Source organism: Bradyrhizobium sp. SZCCHNR1043, from assembly GCF_032489675.1.
Classification (GTDB): Bacteria; Pseudomonadota; Alphaproteobacteria; order Rhizobiales; family Xanthobacteraceae; genus Bradyrhizobium.
The window spans coordinates 368160-385835 of sequence record NZ_JAUEYN010000001.1 but is presented as its reverse complement, the minus strand read 5'-3'; the positions used below and the strand labels follow the sequence as shown (position 1 = coordinate 385835).

The window sequence follows — 17676 nt, the reverse complement described above, 5'->3', positions numbered from 1 at the left end:
CTCATCTCCTCAGGAAGGTTCAGATTGGGCCGGCCAGCAGATGCCGATGGTCACGAACTCGCAGCTGCTCATGACCCGTTTGCCGCGCGTTGCACTGCATCAGCGGTCTGAGTGATGCCAAGCAAACGCCCTTGCAGCTCGTGATCGGCCGCGAGCGCGGCAGCATCGCCGACATGGGCCACGCGCCCATTCACCAGCACATAGGCGCGGTCCGCCATCGCCAGCACGCTCTCGGCATGATGCTCCACGATGACGAGGCTCGCGCGCGACCTCAATTTGGACACGGCGTCGCGGACCTCCTGCACCACGGCGGGCGCCAAGCCCTCGAACGGCTCGTCGAGCAGAATCAACCGGCTCGGCACCATCAACGCGCGCGCGATCGCCACCATCTGCCGCTCGCCGCCGGAGAGATTTTCGGCACGCGCCTTGTGCAGGATGCGCAGCTTCGGGAACAGATCGAACACGTCGTCGAGCGACGCGCCGCCGGCGCGGCTCGCGAGCTTGAGATTCTCCTGCACGGTCAGGTTCGGAAACAGCCGGCGTCCTTCCGGCACCAGCGAGATGCCAAGCCGGTTGATCTCGTCCGGCCGTAGCCGGTTGAGCTGCCTGCCGTCGAACGTGATGCGACCGCCGCTCGCCGGCACCGTGCCTGTGATGGCCCGCAGCGCGGTGGTCTTGCCGACGCCGTTGCGCCCTAGCAGCGCCACCACTTCGCCAGGCCGCACGGCCAGGTCGAGCCCGTCGAGCACGGTGCCACCGCCGTAGCCGGCGCGCACGCCCTCGAGCCTGAGCAGCGGCTCGGCGGCGGCGCTGCCCGGAAGCGGCGTCACATTGGTCGCCCGCGACGGAGCCGCCGCGACTTGGCCATGGGCGGTGCCGAGATAGGCCGTGACAACTTCGGGATGGGCAGCCACCTCCGCCGGCTCGCCGTCGGCGATCAGCCGCCCCTGATGCAACACCGTGATGCGGTCGGACATGGCCAGCACGCGGTCGATGTCATGCTCGATCAGCAGCACGGCGTGGGACTTCGCCAGCCGCATGATCAACTCGCCTACGATCTTGCGGTCCGACTCCGCCAGACCAGCCAGCGGCTCGTCGAGCAGAAGGAGCTTGGCGTCGATCGCGAGCGACACCGCGATCTCCAAGAGCCGCTTCTCACCATGCGCCAGCGCGGAGCAAAGCTCGGCGGCTCGATCGGCGAGGCCTACGGCATCGAGCAGCGACCACACCTTCGCGTTTGCAGCCGCATCGTCATAGGCATCGCGCCAAAGACCCGTCCATTGCCGGTTGGCAGCCTGCACCGCGATACGCACGTTCTCGAACGCGGTGAGGTTGGGAAAGACGCTCAGGATCTGGAACGAGCGGGCGATGCCGAGCCGCGCGCGCTTGTACGGCGACAGCTGATCGATGGGCATGCCCTCGAACAGGATGGTGCCGGCGTTGGCCCGGAGCACACCGGTCAGCAGATTGAACAACGTGGTCTTGCCGGCGCCGTTGGGGCCGATCAGGCTGTGCAGTCCGGTCCGGCTCATCTCGAAGGACACGTCGTTCTGGGTCACGATCGAGCCGAAATGCTTGGACAGGTTGCGGATCGCAAGAATTGGCACCTCTGAGGCCGTCGCCGCAGCCTGGCGTGCACGATCCGGCGCGTAAGGAACGATGTCGCGCGGCCGCGATGGAATGACATTGCGCGTCAGGGTCCAGCGGCTGCGGCCGGCGATACGCTGGAAGATGCCGTGAATGCCCTCATCTGACAGCAGCGCGAAGGCGATGATGATGGGGGCGAAGACCAGCCACCAATTCTCCGTGATGGCGCTGAGCCGGTCCTCCAAAACGATGAAGACGATGGCGCCCCACAACGGCCCCAGGAAATGATGTACGCCGCCCAGCGCCGCCATCAGCACCGGATCGCCGGCATGCTCCCAGTTCAGATTGTTGGCGTAGACGCCCTGCAGCAGCAGCGCCATCAAACCTCCGGCGACGCCGATGCCGCCGCCGGCAATGACGAGCGCAATCAGCTTGGTGCGGTAGGTGTCGAAACCCAGGCTTGCGACCCGCTGCTCATTGTCGCGCAACGCCTGCATCAGTCGGCCGAACGGCGCATGCGCCAGCCGCCACATCATCCACAACGACCCGATCACCACGACGAGCGTGAACCCGTGGAAGGCAAGCGCGGAGCGAAACAGCGGACGCGCGACGTTCTGCAGGCCGTTCTCGCCTCCGGTCACCGAGGTCCATTTGAACGCAATCTCGAACGCGATCTGGGAGCACGCCAGCGTCAGCAGCGAAAAGTAGAGTCCGCGCCGGCGAAGGATGATGGCGCCGACGATCAGCGCCAGCAGCAGCGAAAATGCCACCGCGATCGCCAGGCCGGTGATTTCATTGGCGGCCGGCATGAAGCCCAGGCCGATTGCCAGCGCATAGCTCGCACAGCCGAAGAAAAACGAGGCGCCGAACGGCACCAGGCCGAGATAGCCGATCAGAAAGTTTACCTCCGCGCCGTAGAGCGTGTAGATCGCGATCTGGGTCACGCGATGGATCGGCATGCCCACAGCGAGCGCGATGCCGGAGGCGAGCGCCAGTATCGCGACCGCCACGAGCACCGGGTGACTTGCGAGCCGCTGCAGCACGGGCTTGGCCGTCGTCATTCGAAACGCTCCCAGCGCTCGCCGAATAGTCCGCGCGGCCGCAGCAGCATGATCGCGAACATCAAGGCATACATCGATGCGGCGGCCGCCTCTGGCCAGAACTGAATGGTCAGCGAGGTGACGATTCCAACCGCGAGTCCGGCGACCACTGCGCCCCGAAAGGAGCCAAGGCCGCCGATAGCCACGATCACGAACGCGGGCATCACCGCATTGGCAGCCATAGACGGCGACACCGTCCACAGCGGCGCGGCCAGCACCCCAGCGATCGCCGCCAGCATGCAGCCGAGCCCGAACACCGCGGTGAGCACCCGCGGCAGATTGATGCCGAGCAACTCCACCATCTCCGGGTCCCGGCTGCCGGCACGCAGGATCCGGCCATAGGGTGTGAACGCCAGGAAGCCCCATAGGCCGAGCAAGGTCGCGGTTGTCGCGCCGAGCACGGCCACGCGATATTTGGTGATCAGGAGAGGACCAACTTCAACGATCCCTGCAAAGGCCGGCGGCGGATTGAACGGCTTGCCGTCGGCGCCCCATGCATAGCGGATCACCGCTTCGATCAGCAGCGCCAGCGCAAAGGTCACGATCAGGCTGAGCAACGGCTCCTTGCCGTAGAGGCGGCGGATGATCGTCACCTCCACAGCCATGCCGATCAGCCCGACCACCGGAGGCGCCAGGATCACGGCGCTCCAGCCAAATAGCTGGAACAGCTGCCAGGCCACGTAGGCCCCCAGCGCGAAGAAGGCGCCATGCGCGAAGTTGATGACGCCGAGCAGGCCGAAGGTGATCGACAGACCTACGGCGATCAGCACGTAGATGAAGCCGAGCACGAGTCCATTGGCCGCCTGGGAGACGAGAGTGTCGAGCATCGTTCGAGCCTGTCGGTGCGCTGCAGGAACCGGGGTCGCCCCGCCTCACAGCGACGGCAGGCTACAGCCGATATCCTCCTTGGTACCGAACGCCTTCGCCGTCTCCTCGGCGGTCGCCGAGGTGTTCTTCAGCACCTCGAAATAGTCGAACTTGTCGGTGATCTGCTTCTTGATCTGGACGATGACGGCCGGGCGCACCAGCTGGTGATCCCAGTCGCGGAAGAAGAATGGAAACTCGCCTTCGGTGTTCTTCCACTGCTCGAGATGCGCCACGAGCTGAGCGGCCTCGGTCGATCTCGCCGCCTCGATCGATTCCAACAGCGCCCGCATGCCGATCCAGCCCGACCACGTCTTGTCCGATGGTGGCTGATTGTACTTCTTCTTGAAATCCTCGATCAGCTTCTGCTCGGCGGCGGTATTCTTCGGATTGTTGTAGTACCACGGCTTGATGTAGATGCCGGTCGAGGCCTGCGGCCCGACGTCCCAGAAGTCGGTGTCCGTGACGGCGACCGCCGCATAGGGGATCTTGTCCTTCATCCCCATCTCGTTCCACTGCTTCAGGAAGTTGGAGAAGTCGCCGCCCACCAGGCCGCCGACGATCACGTCCGGTTTGGCCTGGCGGATCTTGAGGATGTAGGAGCTGTAGTCCGCGGTGTTGATCGGCACCTCGTCGACCCCGACCTCGGTGGCGCCGACCTGCTTCAGCATCGCGCGCGAGGCGCGCAGGATGTCCTGGCCGAAGGCATATGACGCCGTGATGAAATAGACCTTCTTGCCGATGCTGGAGACGTAGGGCATCAGGCCGGCCATCTGAACCGGCACGGTCGCCTGGGTGCGGAACGTGTACTTGCTGCAGCTCTTGCCGGTGATCTCGCTGGCCGCGGCGCCGGTCAGGATCAGCGGCACCTTCTCGCGATTGGCAACGCTCATCATGGCGAGCGCCGAGGACGAGTAGTTGCCGCCGACCACGGCGACCACCTTGCTCTCGTCGACAAGCCGCTGCATGTTCTGCTGCGACACCTGGGGATTGGGCTCGTCGAGCCAGACCAGCTCGATCGGGCGGCCCAGCACCTTGCCGCCGGCCTGCTCGACCGCAAGCGCGCTGCCGCGTTGCAGGTACTCACCGATCGAGGCGCCCGGCCCCTGCTTGGCATAGATCATGCCGATGCGGACGGGCCCATCGGACTGGGCTCGCGCGGGACCGCCGACGCCGAGCACGGATGCGGCAGCCACGCCGGCCGACGCGCGCATGAAAGATCGCCGGTTCAGATCACGCTTCAACATGGTGCTCCTCCCTCTCGATGTTGTTATCTTTGTTTTGTATCGTCAGTCGCGTTTGTAAGGCTTGCCGAACACCGGCTCCTTGAATGGGATCGGCGGCAGCTCCCAGGTGCCCGTCGATGGCGGGCGCACCTCGGCGTCGACATGCAGATCGATCACGCAGGGGCGGCGGTTCTTGATCGCGGTCTCGACTGCACCGCGCAGGTCGGCGCTGCGGGTCACCGTCACGCCGTCAGCGCCGCAGGCGCGCGCCCAGGCGGCAAAGTCGGGGTTGTAGCGATCCCCGCCGGGCCCCTGATTGCCACGATAGAACGCGGTGCCGAGCTCGCGGCCCTCGAACAGGCCATACTGCAAATCGCGGATCGCGCTCCAGGCGAAGTTGTTCCAGACGATCCAGACGCACGGCAGGTCATATTCGACGGCAGTGGCGACGACATATGGCGCCATCATGAAGCCGCCGTCGCCGACCACCGCGACGCATGGACGGTCGGGCGCGGCCAGCTGCGCGCCGAGCACGCCGCAGACGCCGAACCCCATCGACGAAAAACCCCAGCTGTTCATCATGCTCTGCGGCCGCTTCGGCTGCCAGAACTGCATGAACCAGTTGTGATGCACGCCGGAGTCGAGCGACAGGATGACGTCGTCCGGCAGCACGTCCTGCAGCGCGCCGACGACATATTCCGGCCGGATCGGCGTGGTGTCGGCGCTGAAGTGCGGCCGCACGAACGCCTCCCACTCCGCCTTCCAGGTCCCGATCTGGTCGCGCCACGCCGCGAAATTTTCGCGGCGGATCGCGGGGCGACGCTCCAGCGCCGCGAGCAGTTGCCCGGCGAAGGTCTTGGCGTCGGCGATGATGCCGAGCGTCGGCGGATAGTTGCGGCCGAGCTCCGCCGGATCGATGTCGACCTGCAGCAGCCTGGTCGACGGGAAATTCCAGGAATAGCCCTGGTGCCAGCTCGACGACGAGCGATCGTCGAAACGCGTTCCGATGCAGAGCACGAGATCGGCATGACGGCCGGCCTGGTTGGCGGGATAAGCGCCGTTGCGGCCGATGAAGCCGAGCGTCAGTGGATCATCCGACGGCACGCAGCCCATGCCATTGGGCGAGGTGATGACCGGAATGCCGTAGCGGCTCTGCAACGCACTGATCTCAGGGCCGGCTTCCGAGAGGGTCGTGCCCTGCCCGATGAAGAACACCGGCCGCCTGGCGGCTTCGATCAGATCGAGCGCCTTGGTGACGTCGGCCTCGCTCGCGCTCGGCCGGTGACTGCCGTGAACATGCGACAGCGGCGGCAGCACGACGTCGGCCTCCTCCTGAAAAACATTGTACGGAATATCGAGATTGACCGGGCCGGGACGTCCCGTGACCATGGTGTCGAAGGCTTGGCGCAGCGCCAGCGGCAGCATGTCGACGCGGCTTGGCTGGAACGAACGCTTCACCACCGGGCGCAGCACCTGGGCAAAATCAGCCTGGTTGTGCGCGTACAATTCCTGGAACGGTGCGCGATTGGCCTGCGACGTCGGAACATTGGCGGTGATAGCGAGGAAGCTCGAGGAGTCCGACAACGCAGTCGCGAGCGACATCACCATGTTGGCCGAGCCCGGCCCGGTCGACGTCAGGGTCGCGACCGGACTGTGCTTGACGCGGAAATAGGCGTCGGCCATGTGACCGGCGCATTGCTCGTGGCGGGGCGACACCAGCTTGACGCGATCACGGACCTGGTAGAGCGCGTCAAGGATGCCGACGTTGCCGTGGCCGCAGATGCCGATCACGAAAGGCACCTTCTGCTTGACGAGATATTCGGCGATGACTTCGCCGCCCTTCATCTTGGTCATGGTCAGATCCTTGTCAGGTAGCGGTCCGCGTCATGCGAGGATCGTCACGATGCGCTCTTCGCTCATTTCGCGGATGGCGTAATGCGGCCCTTCGCGGCCGAACCCGGAATCCTTGGAGCCGCCATACGGCATGAGGTCCACGCGGGAGCTCGGCGTCTCGTTGATGTGAACGCCACCGACTTGCAATTGCCGCGCGGCCTGCAGAGCTTCGTCCAAGCGCTTTGTGAAAATGCCCGTGGCAAGCCCATAGGGTGTATCGTTGACGCGCGCGATTGCCTCGTCCAGCACATCGAAGGGCGCGATGCACATCACGGGTCCGAACACTTCTTGGCAGCCGAGCGGCGTCGCCTTGTCGACATTCGTGAGCAGCGTTGGAGGAACCACGGCGCCCGCCCGCGCGCCACCGACCAGACGCCGCGCGCCGTTCTGCTCAGCCAGCGCGATCCAGGCCTCGATGCGCTGAGCCGCGGCCTCGCTGACGACGGGACCCACCACGGTGTCGTCCTCTCCGGGATCGCCGTAGGGTAGCCCGGCGACGAGTTCTGAAAGTCTCTGCTCGACCTGCCCTATCAGCGAACGCTGCACCAGCAGCACCTGGATCGATGTGCAGACCTGGCCGGCCTTGCGGAAGCCGGCGTTGACGACCTTCGGCAGTGCAATATCGAGGTCGGCGTCCTCGCAGATCAGGCAGTGCGAGATCGAGCCGAGCTCCATCTGGGTTCGGCGTAGTCCCGCCTTGCTTTGGATGATGCGGCCAATTTCTGTGCTGCCGGTGAAAGCGAAGAACTTCACGGCAGCTTCGCTCATCATCCAATCGGCAACCTCGCTATCGCCATGGACTACCGACATCAGGCCCGATGGCAGACCGGCTGCGATCAGGCACTCGGCCATGATGCAGGACGTCATCGGCGTATGCAGCGACGGTTTCAGCACCACGGCGTTACCAGCCGCCAGTGCAGGCGCAACCTTGTGCGCCACCGTATTGAGCGGAGCATTGAACGGCGTAATCGCGGCTACGACGCCGAGCGGCACACGGATGGTGAAACCGATACGGCCTTTCTGGCCAGCTGCTCCCTCCATCGGCACCATCTCGCCGGCAAGCCGCCGCGCCTCTTCGGCGGAGAGCCTGAATGTCGTCGCACAGCGCTGGAGTTCGCCCATTGCATCGCGGCGTGGAAAGCCCGCCTCCTGGCGCAGCACCTCCACCAGTTCCGACGCACGCTTCTCTAGTTCGACCGCAGCGCGATCGAGGATGAGGCCGCGATCATAGGGCGTCAGCACATTGGCTTGGAACGCCCGCTCCGCGGCGATCATGCAGCTGCGGACCTGCTCGCGCGACGGCAGATGCGCGGACATGGCTGGCTGTAGGCGATATTTGTCGAGCACGGCTACGGTGTGCGTACCCTTCACCCATTCCCCGGCGATCAAGAGGCGGCACGATGGCAGTTCGGCCGACGCCTGTCTCTGAACCGCAGCGTCCGCCATCGTCTGGTTCCTCCCAAAGGGGTCTTACGCCTGTTACCCTCGTCCTTAGAGAGAAATTGACATTAGCAAAAATACTGTTTTGGATTAGTTGCTATAAGCTGAGCATATAGCTCGGCGGAAACGTCTCGTTCTTCCCCGGCAGTGCGGTGCCCGCCCATGGATTTGCGTCAGTTGCGCTATTTCGCCCAGATCGTCGAGAGCGGCAGTTTGTCGAAGGCGTCGCGCTGCCTGTTCGTTGCGCAGCCCGCCTTGAGCCAGCAGATCGCAAAGCTCGAGGAGGAAGTGGGCAGGCCCTTGCTGCAGCGCTCCTCGCGCGGCGTGATCCCGACCGAGAACGGCCTTGCGCTCTACCATCACGCCCGTTTCATGCTGCGGCAGCTCGACCATGCGCTGTCGATTGCCCGCCAGGATTCGGCAGAGGTGAGCGGCATGGTGTCGGTCGGCTTACCCGCAACGACCGTGCTCGCGATCGGGCTGCCACTCACCAAGTGCATCCGCGCCAAATATCCCGGTATCCTGCTCAATGTCGTCGAGGGAATGAGCGGCCACATCGCTCACATGATGCGGCTTGGCCAGCTCGACCTGGCCATCCTGTTCAACAACGACGTGTCGTCCAAGCTCGACGCGATTCCGCTGCTCGACGAGGAACTGTTCGTGCTTCTCCCTGCCGACAGCCCGCTGGTGCCGCGCCACCGTTGCAGCATCACAGTTGCAGAAGTTGCAAAGTTGCCCCTGATCCTGCCGACGGGAACTCATGGCCTGCGCCGGCGTGTAGCTGCAGAGTTCGAGCGGCGCAACATCACGCCGAATGTGGTCGCCGAGATCGATTCGCTCTCGCTGGTGATGAGCTGCGTCGGTGAGGGCATCGGAGTCACCATCAAGCCGATGTCGGCGCTGCAGGCAGGAGGACGAAGCAGCGAGGACTGGCGCGCCCTGCCCATCTCGGACGCCCGGATCACGCGACGCAACTATGTCTATTCAATCAAGCCAGACCTGCTGGCGCCTGCAGCCCTCGCCGTCGCCAAGGAGCTCCAGGATACGGCGCGAACGCTCGTCACATCCGGACAATGGCGCGGCGTCAGCCTGGTCGACGACTCCATGTCTTCCGCGATCCCGCCGGCGGCCTAGCGCACGCGCCGACCGTCTGACCGGCGGATCGCGACGGCATCGCGATCCGCCCCCGGCCCGGTCTCGTCTACTTCAGCGCCGCCTGCCCGGCCAGAGATACGACGTTGTCCTGGGCGCCCGACCCACCACTCACACCGACGGCACCGATGATCTTGCCGTCCACCATCAGCAGATTGCCGCCCCGCGATGCGATCACGTCATCGAGCGTGGCGAGATAGGCGAAATACGCGCCTTTGCCGAGCAGCGTCTCGAACACCAGCGTGGGGCGTCGATAACGTGCCGCCGTGCGCGCCTTGTGCTGAGACAGGCCGACCGACGCATATTGGCAATTGTCCTGCTTTTCGAAATAGACCAGATCGCCGCTCGGATTGACCACGGAGATGCAGAAGGCGTTCCAGTTGCGCTTCGTCGTCTCGGCAACGGCCGCAGCAGCCACCTTCTTGGCCATCTCCAGGCTGATCGGCTCGCCATAAGGCGGCGGATTCAGTGCATCCGCGACCGCGTCGTTGGGGTTGTCGGTGTTCGATGTCTGGGCGAGGCTGCTCGATAAGTGCAAAGCTGCGACGCATGCGATGATGCTCAAAATGGCCCGATAGTGCATGTCTTCCTCCCGACCCTGTTGCCTTCTCGTGCTCGTCGGCCAGCCTGGCCGCCTTGTTTCACTCGACGAGGCGTGTCGTTCTCTGCCTCCGTTGGCGCGCGCTCCGCGCCGGCGGCACCCGGCGCGTCTCCACGCTTCATTCCGACCGCCGCGCTTCCAAGCTGCCGAGATCTTCGGGGTGCCCTGTTTGCATCCCCAACGGAGTCATACGCTGCAGGTCAGCGCCGCTGGTCTCGGGCAAAGCCATCGCGGCGATGAAAGCAAGTCCATAGGCGGCGAGCGCGCAAAGGCCCATCGACAAGCCAAGAGGATGCGACGCAGCAAGCACGCCCACGGTCGCAGGCACGACCGAGCCAAACCCACGCCCGCCGCCGAGGCAGAAGCCCTGCCCGCTCGCACGAATCTCGGTCGGAAACAATTCGGCAAAGGTCGGCAACATTCCTGATGCCAACCCACCCTGGAACGCGCCCAGAAAGAAGCTGAGCAAGATCGTCGTGTTGGCGCCGATCGGAGCAAGCAGGTAGATGCTCGCGTTCACGGCCTGGCATAGCAGGAAGATCATGAACGCGGGACGTCGGCCCGTGCGATCCGAAAGCCAGCCATAGAGCAACGGTCCGACCAACGAACCCAGGATGTTCATGGCAAGATAACCTGCACTGCTCCCCACCGTCAGGTTGAGGACGGTGCGCAGATAGGTCGGCAGCCACGTGATCATCACATAGGCACCGCCGAAAATGCCGGTGGCCATCGTGACCGCCGCCACGGTACGCCGCACATGGGCCCTGGTGAAGATCGTCCAGGCGGGCAGTCCGGCTGTCTTGTCCGCGCGGCTTTGACGATAAAGCCCGGACTCCGGCACAAGGCGGCGAATGAAGAACACGAGAAAGGCCGGCGCGATCCCGACCGCAAAGAACACGCGCCAGCCGAGCTCTTCAGGAAACAGCGATGAAATGACGGGGAGCAGCGCGACGGAAATCGCATAACCCACCGCGTAGCTGCTCTGCACCGACGCGGCCACCCGGCCGCGCAGCGCGGGCCTGACGACCTCGCTGATCAGGACGCCACCCACGGCCGCCTCACCGCCGTAGCCAAGGCCCTGGAGAAAACGCACGATCAGCAAGAAGTTGAAGCCGGTCGCGAAAGCCGATGCGAGCGTGAACAGGGCAACCCAGAGGATCGTCAGTTGCAGGACTTTGATGCGGCCGATGCGATCGGCAAGGATCCCTCCGCCCCAGCCACCGACGGCTGCACCGACGAGGGCTGCGGTCGCGAGATAGCCGGCTTCAGGGCGCGTCAGTCCGATTGTTGCAATCAGCGCCGGGATGACCAGCGCATAGATCGTCGAATCCAACGAATCGAGACCAAAGCCCGCGAAGCAAGCCCAATACGTCCGGCGTTCGACCTCGTCGAGTTCGGAATACCAGCCCAGTTTCATGATCGTTCACTTTCAGGCCAGGACTCGAACCAGATGCGCTTCTTCGTTGGCCGGGAGAACAAGCGCGAGTGCAGTACAATCGGGTGGCCGCATGGACCCTGCAGGCGCACTTTCTGCGCGTGCCTGCCGGTCGTGTCCATTATGATTGCCGACAGCTTCATCGCCCGCCGATTGGAGATAGACGGAATTCCAGGACAGCCAAAATACGATTTGGCGTTGGCGCTCATAAGCGAAAGATATGGCTTGGCCGGAGCTCACCGCGGCATCACGGGGCGACCTTGGCGGTGACATATCCACTTTGATTGAGCGCTCGGCGTACTGTGCCATTCGCCTTGGCATCTGCAAGAAATCCGGCCGCCCACTCCCGCGCCGTCACTTTGCCCTTCGGGACGACCACGACGACGCCCGTTGATTGGATGACCTCGTTCAAGACCCGGCTGCCCGGCAGGCGCCGCGATAGCTCCTCCAATGCTTCCATGCCCATGGCGAGGGCGTCGAGCCGACTCTGACCGATCAAGTCAGCGGCCTCTTCGGGTTTGACGAATTTCGTCACGCTGGCACTTTTCATGCTCGCCTCGACCGTTCTGGACGTCGAGGTGCCTTCGATGCAGCCAACCCGGATTCCCGGACGGTCGATCTCGGCAACGGAGGTGATGTCTGAGCCGGCGCGAATGAGATACCCGCTCATGTAGGCGACATAAGCGGGTCCCTGATCGACGAACTGCTCTCGCTTCCGATCCGCAGGCATGAAGGACAGATCCCACGCGCCTTTGCTGCCGGCGGCCGCGATTTCGTCCGAGCTCTGATATTCTACGAGCTCGAGTGGCACATTGAGCTTGCCTGCGGCCGCTTGGGCAAGTTCGACTGTCACGCCGACAGGCCTGCCTGTCGCCGGATCGCGTGTCGTCCAGAACGCCGAGGCGGCCGGCCCGACCGCAACAGCGACGCGCAACACGCCGGTCGGAGCGATCTCGCGCGCATCCTGCGCAGCTGCTCCCGCCATCATGGCCGAGAAGCCCAAGCAAAGGCTTGCGATGGCAAAGCCAAGCGATGCAAGCGGACCGGTCGATTTCATGCGTGGTCTGGCGCGATCCGACATGGGTACCGCCGTGCTGACAATGTGCCGGTCTTTCATAGCGTCGGATTCCACGATGATGGGATCAGCCGATAGCCGGCGCCGTCTTTCTCGACGTGTCCGACCGACGGGAACGCGAAGTGGAATCCGATCACGATCGCCTTCTCCGCCGCCGCCATGTCGTAGAACTTGTGGCGGGTCTGCTGCGCAAGATCGGGGTCGGTGTCGAAGACGACGTGCCAATCCGGATGTCGCAGGAAGAATTCCGGGATGTTGGTGACATCGGATTGGATCAGAACCTTCGCGTTGCCCGACGCGACCGCGAACGAGGTGTGACCTGGCGTGTGGCCGGGGGTCGCGATCGACGTGATCCCCGGAGCGACCTCCTTGTCCCAGTCATATTTCGTCACCTTCGACTCGATACCGGCGAAGGTTTTCCTCACATTGGCGAAGTAGTTCTTCATCATCTCGCTGGACTGCGCCTTGGCCGCGTTGTCCTCGCTGGTCCAGAAGTCCCAGTCCTTCGCAGGCACCATGATCTCGGCATTCGGGAACGCTATCGATCCGTCGGCTGCGCGGATGCCGTTGGTATGGTCGGGGTGCAGATGCGACAGCAGCACGACATCGATGGCCTTCAGATCGACGCCTGCCGCAGCAAGGTTCTGCAGGGTTCGGCCGACCGCGCCCTTGCTGGGCTCGAGATTGGCCACACCGTTCCCGGTGTCGATCAGCACGAGCTTGCTGCCGGTATTGATGATTTGGGGGTTGAAGGGGATGGTCACCATCCCTTTTGGCATGTAGGCGGCGTCGGCGGCGGCGACCGCCTCCTCCCTGGACGCGTTGGTGACGAACTTGTCCGGAACCGGAAACGTGCGCGCACCGTCATTGATGGACATGCACTCGAACGATCCCACCTTGTAGCGGTAGAAGCCGGCTGCCTGCGCGCCGGCCGGATTCATAGCCGCTCCGGCGGGCGCCGTGCCGAGGCGAGTAGCGGCCGCAGTCCCTGCCAAGGCTGCGCCGGCCAACAACTGACGACGGTTGAGATTGATCACGTGCCCCTCCTTCTGGTCGATCCAACGACGATGAAATTGAACGCGGCGCGGGACCTCAGACGATCCTGATCGACACGTCCGTTCGCGTCGTGATGTCGTCTTCATGTCTCTCAGTCCCAGAACGGGACGACCCGTGAAGGCTCCCCGTGGCGTTTTGCTTCAGTGGGCCAGCGGATCAGGCCTCATCTGCACCTTGTAGACCTTCGGCGACGCCTCCTTGCCGCCCTCGCCGTGAAAGCTCGCGTGCGTGCCGGTCGTGGTCCACAGACCTCGTCCCTTCCAGCCGGTGTCGGGATCGTCGATATCGCTTCTCATCGCCATGACAGCCGATCACGCCGCGAATAGTGCGCGCAACCGGCCGATGTCGTCGATTTCTTCGAGCCGCCCGACCATGTCGATCAGCTTCTCCGTCTTCTCACGCCCCAGAACGGGCGTCATCAGATCCCTGGTCTTGGCGTTGACGGCCTCCGTGCTCAGCGGATTCTCCCTGGTGCCCGGCGGATGCCTAGTGAAATGATCGACCTTGCGGCCATCGACCAGAGTCACCTCGACGATCGCACCGCGTGGCGCGGCCGGATCCATCAGACTCTTGTCGCCTACAAGCGTCACCTTCCCACGCTGCTCCAGGATCATCGGGTCGCGCATCAGCGCGACATCATGGCTGTCGGCGAATGAGACGGCCCCCTTGACCAAGGCGAGTGCGACGAGATGCTGACAGTTCACGTCGGGCATGGCGCTGTCGCCGACGATGCCCATCGCGTCGGTCGGAAGCTTGACCAGGATGCTGCGGACGTTGTCTGGAGTGAGCCCGTGCTGTCGGCGCAGCGTGAGCAGCGCATCCAGCGGCGACTGGATCGGATAGCCGACCGAAAAGGTCTTGATGGCGGTTTCCGTGACGTAGAAGCGGCTGCCGAGATCCTTGACCATCTCCTCCGGCTTCGGATCGCTCGACAGCGCGATGAACAGGTTGTGGGTGCCATCGAGCACGTCATCGACGCCGGTGAGCCCCGCCATCACCATGTCGACGGCCATGACGCCGTTGCGCGCGCCCATGCCGGCGAAATCGAATGCCTTCTCGATGTGGTCCTTGTCCTTCACCCAACTCCACAGCCCTGAGACCTGCTGCGCCGAATAGGAAATGGCGTGACGCATGCCCCGCTCGTCCAGCCGGGCCAGCGAGGCCGCCGCGCCGAGCGCACCGAATGTCGAGGACGTGCCCTCGGCGCTGCGATGCGAGCCGCGCACCAGGTCCGGCCCGAGCGCCATCAGAAGGCGGCAGGTCAGGTCATAGCCGAGCGCAACGGCGCGGATCACGTCGCGCCCGCTGCGATGCTCCCGTTCAGCCATCGCAAGCGCGGCGGGAAGGACGGCGCAGCCCGGGTGTGCCTTGGTGACTGGCTCGAAATCGTCGGTCTCGTCGGCGTGGGCGCACATGGCGTTTGCCATCGCCGCATTGACGGCCGTCGTCCGGAAGTCGGAGCCGACGACGGACGCCTGCGGCGCGCCGCCGAGGCTGCGCACGTATTTCAGCGCCATCTCGCCCGGATGCATCCGAGCGCCGGACACCATGGCGCCGAGCGTGTCGAACATGCGGTGCTTGCATGCGAGCACCACCTGCTCCGGCAGCTCCTGGTCGCGCGCCGCGACCATGTAGCGCGCCAAGCGTTCGGTTACGCCCGAGCCGGCGGCACGGGAGAAACGGATCGGCATCGCCGAGATCGCAGCAAACGCCCCCGCCGATTGCAGGAGCCGGCGACGTGACAGCTGGGCCCCGTTCTCCATGGTCACGCCGACGCCGACATCTTCGCGATGTCGGCTGCGCTCGACAGGCCCTCGACATTCCAGCAGGCGTCCATGATCCGCCGGATCGATGCGGCAGGAACGATGCCGTCGGCGAGATCGGAGAACTTCGCCTCGAGCTGCTGGTCGGTCATCGGCACTTCAACGCTGCCGACGGCGTGCTCGATGCGGCGGCTGAGCTTCCGCCCATCCTTCAGCACGATCGTCATCTCGACCTGCTCCGGCTTGATCTCGGGCGCGATGACCGGAATGACCTTGCTACGCAGCGACAGCACCGTCGGATCGGTTACCGCGCGATCGCTGAACTGCTTCTCTCCGCCCGCGCCTTCCACGATCGCCACGGCCACCGCGTGATAGATGCTGAACTTGCCCTCGAGCCCCTGCTGCGGCGTCTTCTTGCCCGTCAGCTCGAGCACGAGCGGGTTGACCTTGAGATCGACATGGTCGATCTGATCGGCCGTCAGCCTGTTCTCGTTGCGCAGCTGGACCGCGGCGTCGATTGCTGGATGCAGCACGATGCCGCAGGCGAACGGCTTGTAGGTGTTGAGCGCGGCTTCGTAACGCTTGCCGAGATCGCCGACGATCTCGCCATAGTCCTGCTTGGTGCTGATCGTATTGGCCCAGCCGCGCTTCGCCTCGATCATCCCGTCCGACGACGTGAAATTCTTCGACGCCAGAAGGGCGGCAAATATGCCGTTTGACGCCGCACGGCCGGGGTTGAAGCTCTTGTTCATGGACCCGAACGATTCGCGCAGGCCGACCGGCTGCGACGCGGCGAGGCCCAGCGCCCAGGTCATTTGCTGCTCGTTGAGCTTCAACAGCTTGCCTGCAGCTGCCGCCGAGCCGAACACCCCTGCGGTCCCGGTGATGTGCCAGCCGACATCGTAGTGGTTCGGATAGACGGCGTTCCCGATCCTGCACTCGGTCTCGACACCGAGGACGAGCGCATTCAAGAACTCCTTTCCGGAGACCGGCTGCATTTCCGAGAGCGCAATGATCGCCGAAACCACCGGGCCGGCCGGATGGATGATCGTCTTCAGATGGGTGTCGTCGAAATCGAAGATGTGGCTGGACACGCCGTTGATGAAGGCGGCGTTCATGATGTCGAACCGCTCGCGCCGGCCGAACAGCGACGCCTGCTGCGGGCCGGAGAACGGCGCCAGCGCCGCGACCGCAATATCAACCGTTTCATGTCGCGACCCGCCGATCGCGACGCCGACCCAGTTCAGCAGCGTCCTCACGCCTTCCTTGCGGACCTTGACCGGCAGATCATCGTATCCCGCCGAGACGATGTACCGCGCAAGCGTACGCGTGACCTCCTTGGGCGGCGCCGCGGCGGGCGCCGCCGGTGCCTCAGCCTGTGCAAAAGCCGCATTCGCGCCGACCGCGTACAAGGGAAGAGCGGCGGCGGCCTGAAGCAGGGTCCTGCGATCAGTGTGCATGTAACGTCTCCCGGGCTTTGAACGAGGCCAATTGCGCGGCGAGCCGGACCGCGCTTTCGAGCGCGCCGGTGTTTGCGACGCCCTTGCCGACGATGTCGAACGCCGTGCCGTGCGAGGGCGTGGTGAAGACCGTCTCGAGGCCGGCCGTCACGGTCACTCCGCGATTGAAGCCGCGCAGCTTCGTCGCGATCTGCCCCTGGTCATGATACATCGCGACGACGCTGTCGAACTCGCCGGCAAAGGCGCGAATGTAAACCGTATCCGCTGGATACGGACCGCTGCAGACAATGCCCTTTTTCGCAATCGCCTCGACCGTCGGCTTGATCATCTCGATCTCGTCGCGACCGAACAAGCCGCCCTCGCCGGCATGCGGATTCAGCGCGGCCACGGCGATCCGCGGCGCGGCGACTCCGGATCTCCGCATCATCCTGTCGACGAGGACCACCGCATCGGCGATCCGCGCCGGGCTGATGTCGTTCAGCGCCTCGCGCAGGGACTGGTGCCCGGTGACGCGCGACATCCATTGACCATCCAGCACATTCATTTCAGAAAAATAGGTACGGTGCCCGAGCAGGTCCGCGAACATCTTGTGCTCGTCCGGGTACCTCCAGCCGCCGTCGAACATCGCCCGCTTGTTCAAGGGCGCGAAGGTGATGGCATTGATCGCGCCGTCCTTGGCAAGATCGATCGCCCGCGACAGCGTCTCTCCGGTGAGCCGCCCGGACTCGGCGCTGGCCTTTCCGATCGGGTGCCTCGACGGGTCGGTGTTGCCGAGATCGATTAGCTGTATCTTGCCAGAAGCCCAGGAAGCCTCGCTGGGGGAGCCGATCCGCTCGATATCGAAGCTCACGCCGGCATGCGCCATTCCCATCTCCAGCACGCGGGCATCGCCCACCACGACGAGGCGCGCCGCATCGGCCAGCCGGTGATCGGAGAGGATTCGCGCCGTCTGCTCAGGACCGATACCGGTGCAATCACCGGGAACCAGCGCCACGATCGGCAAGTCTTCACAGAGAACCATGGA

The 17676-nt window shown here is 64.4% G+C and carries 14 protein-coding genes; 1 reads left to right on the top strand and 13 read right to left on the bottom strand.

Translation table 11 applies throughout. The features are described from left to right. Positions 1 to 68: 68 nt before the first annotated feature. From QX039_RS01560 to QX039_RS01540, 5 genes are read right to left on the bottom strand one after another with little or no spacing between them, the layout of a single operon-like run. Positions 69 to 2648: a branched-chain amino acid ABC transporter ATP-binding protein/permease gene (locus tag QX039_RS01560; RefSeq protein WP_315739228.1), complete on the bottom strand. Its 2580-nt coding sequence runs from the start codon at positions 2646 to 2648 to the stop codon at positions 69 to 71. Next, complete coding sequence (locus QX039_RS01555) at positions 2645 to 3514, bottom strand: branched-chain amino acid ABC transporter permease (RefSeq protein WP_315739227.1); 870 nt, start codon at positions 3512 to 3514, stop codon at positions 2645 to 2647. The genes QX039_RS01560 and QX039_RS01555 overlap by 4 nt, the downstream gene beginning before the upstream one ends. A 45-nt stretch (positions 3515 to 3559) precedes the next feature. Continuing rightward, the gene (locus tag QX039_RS01550; protein WP_315739226.1) at positions 3560 to 4798 is read right to left on the bottom strand and encodes an ABC transporter substrate-binding protein; all 1239 of its coding nucleotides are present in this window, start codon (positions 4796 to 4798) and stop codon (positions 3560 to 3562) included. A gap of 42 nt (positions 4799 to 4840) precedes the next feature. After that, positions 4841 to 6631: a thiamine pyrophosphate-binding protein gene (locus tag QX039_RS01545; RefSeq protein WP_315739225.1), complete on the bottom strand. Its 1791-nt coding sequence runs from the start codon at positions 6629 to 6631 to the stop codon at positions 4841 to 4843. A 30-nt stretch (positions 6632 to 6661) separates the two neighbouring features. Next, positions 6662 to 8116, bottom strand: coding sequence for an aldehyde dehydrogenase family protein (locus tag QX039_RS01540; protein WP_315739224.1), 1455 nt, complete (start codon positions 8114 to 8116; stop codon positions 6662 to 6664). Positions 8117 to 8272: 156 nt separating this feature from the next. Here QX039_RS01540 and QX039_RS01535 point away from each other — a divergent pair, with 156 nt between their 5' ends. After that, the gene (locus QX039_RS01535; RefSeq protein WP_315739223.1) at positions 8273 to 9244 is read left to right on the top strand and encodes a LysR substrate-binding domain-containing protein; all 972 of its coding nucleotides are present in this window, start codon (positions 8273 to 8275) and stop codon (positions 9242 to 9244) included. 67 nt (positions 9245 to 9311) lie between these two features. Here QX039_RS01535 and QX039_RS01530 read toward each other — a convergent pair whose 3' ends face one another. The 8 genes from QX039_RS01530 to QX039_RS01495 all read right to left on the bottom strand — a co-directional run bounded on the left by QX039_RS01530 (position 9312) and on the right by QX039_RS01495 (position 17673). Then, complete coding sequence (locus QX039_RS01530) at positions 9312 to 9845, bottom strand: GlcG/HbpS family heme-binding protein (RefSeq protein WP_315739221.1); 534 nt, start codon at positions 9843 to 9845, stop codon at positions 9312 to 9314. Between the two features lie 136 nt (positions 9846 to 9981). Then, a complete protein-coding gene (locus QX039_RS01525; protein ID WP_315739220.1) occupies positions 9982 to 11280 on the bottom strand; it encodes an MFS transporter in 1299 nt (432 codons plus the stop codon). Between the two features lie 265 nt (positions 11281 to 11545). Further along, entirely contained in the window at positions 11546 to 12355 is an 810-nt protein-coding gene (locus QX039_RS01520) for a transporter substrate-binding domain-containing protein (RefSeq protein WP_315739219.1), read from the bottom strand. Between the two features lie 56 nt (positions 12356 to 12411). Beyond that, positions 12412 to 13410 carry an MBL fold metallo-hydrolase gene (locus tag QX039_RS01515; RefSeq protein ID WP_315739218.1) on the bottom strand — a complete coding sequence of 333 codons (999 nt, stop codon included), beginning with the start codon at positions 13408 to 13410 and terminating at the stop codon, positions 12412 to 12414. Positions 13411 to 13569: 159 nt separating this feature from the next. Further along, positions 13570 to 13731: a hypothetical protein gene (locus QX039_RS01510; protein WP_315739217.1), complete on the bottom strand. Its 162-nt coding sequence runs from the start codon at positions 13729 to 13731 to the stop codon at positions 13570 to 13572. A 9-nt stretch (positions 13732 to 13740) separates the two neighbouring features. Next, on the bottom strand, positions 13741 to 15192 hold the full coding sequence (locus QX039_RS01505) for an MmgE/PrpD family protein (RefSeq protein WP_315739448.1): 1452 nt from the start codon (positions 15190 to 15192) through the stop codon (positions 13741 to 13743). A gap of 2 nt (positions 15193 to 15194) precedes the next feature. After that, positions 15195 to 16652 carry an MmgE/PrpD family protein gene (locus tag QX039_RS01500; RefSeq protein WP_315739216.1) on the bottom strand — a complete coding sequence of 486 codons (1458 nt, stop codon included), beginning with the start codon at positions 16650 to 16652 and terminating at the stop codon, positions 15195 to 15197. After that, positions 16642 to 17673: a PdxA family protein gene (locus tag QX039_RS01495; RefSeq protein WP_315739447.1), complete on the bottom strand. Its 1032-nt coding sequence runs from the start codon at positions 17671 to 17673 to the stop codon at positions 16642 to 16644. Before QX039_RS01495 ends, QX039_RS01500 begins: the two co-directional genes overlap by 11 nt. Between the last annotated feature and the right edge of the window lie 3 nt (positions 17674 to 17676).

What these genes read in the sequence shown, in the direction of transcription:
- QX039_RS01530 (WP_315739221.1), bottom strand. Translation starts at nt 9,845, where the DNA reads ATGCACTATCGGGCCATTTTGAGCATCATCGCATGCGTCGCAGCTTTG.
- QX039_RS01555 (WP_315739227.1), bottom strand. Translation starts at nt 3,514, where the DNA reads ATGCTCGACACTCTCGTCTCCCAGGCGGCCAATGGACTCGTGCTCGGC.
- QX039_RS01520 (WP_315739219.1), bottom strand. Translation starts at nt 12,355, where the DNA reads ATGAAATCGACCGGTCCGCTTGCATCGCTTGGCTTTGCCATCGCAAGC.
- QX039_RS01535 (WP_315739223.1), top strand. Translation starts at nt 8,273, where the DNA reads ATGGATTTGCGTCAGTTGCGCTATTTCGCCCAGATCGTCGAGAGCGGC.
- QX039_RS01505 (WP_315739448.1), bottom strand. Translation starts at nt 15,192, where the DNA reads ATGGAGAACGGGGCCCAGCTGTCACGTCGCCGGCTCCTGCAATCGGCG.
- QX039_RS01540 (WP_315739224.1), bottom strand. Translation starts at nt 8,116, where the DNA reads ATGGCGGACGCTGCGGTTCAGAGACAGGCGTCGGCCGAACTGCCATCG.
- QX039_RS01510 (WP_315739217.1), bottom strand. Translation starts at nt 13,731, where the DNA reads ATGGCGATGAGAAGCGATATCGACGATCCCGACACCGGCTGGAAGGGA.
- QX039_RS01550 (WP_315739226.1), bottom strand. Translation starts at nt 4,798, where the DNA reads ATGTTGAAGCGTGATCTGAACCGGCGATCTTTCATGCGCGCGTCGGCC.
- QX039_RS01525 (WP_315739220.1), bottom strand. Translation starts at nt 11,280, where the DNA reads ATGAAACTGGGCTGGTATTCCGAACTCGACGAGGTCGAACGCCGGACG.
- QX039_RS01560 (WP_315739228.1), bottom strand. Translation starts at nt 2,648, where the DNA reads ATGACGACGGCCAAGCCCGTGCTGCAGCGGCTCGCAAGTCACCCGGTG.
- QX039_RS01545 (WP_315739225.1), bottom strand. Translation starts at nt 6,631, where the DNA reads ATGACCAAGATGAAGGGCGGCGAAGTCATCGCCGAATATCTCGTCAAG.
- QX039_RS01495 (WP_315739447.1), bottom strand. Translation starts at nt 17,673, where the DNA reads ATGGTTCTCTGTGAAGACTTGCCGATCGTGGCGCTGGTTCCCGGTGAT.
- QX039_RS01500 (WP_315739216.1), bottom strand. Translation starts at nt 16,652, where the DNA reads ATGCACACTGATCGCAGGACCCTGCTTCAGGCCGCCGCCGCTCTTCCC.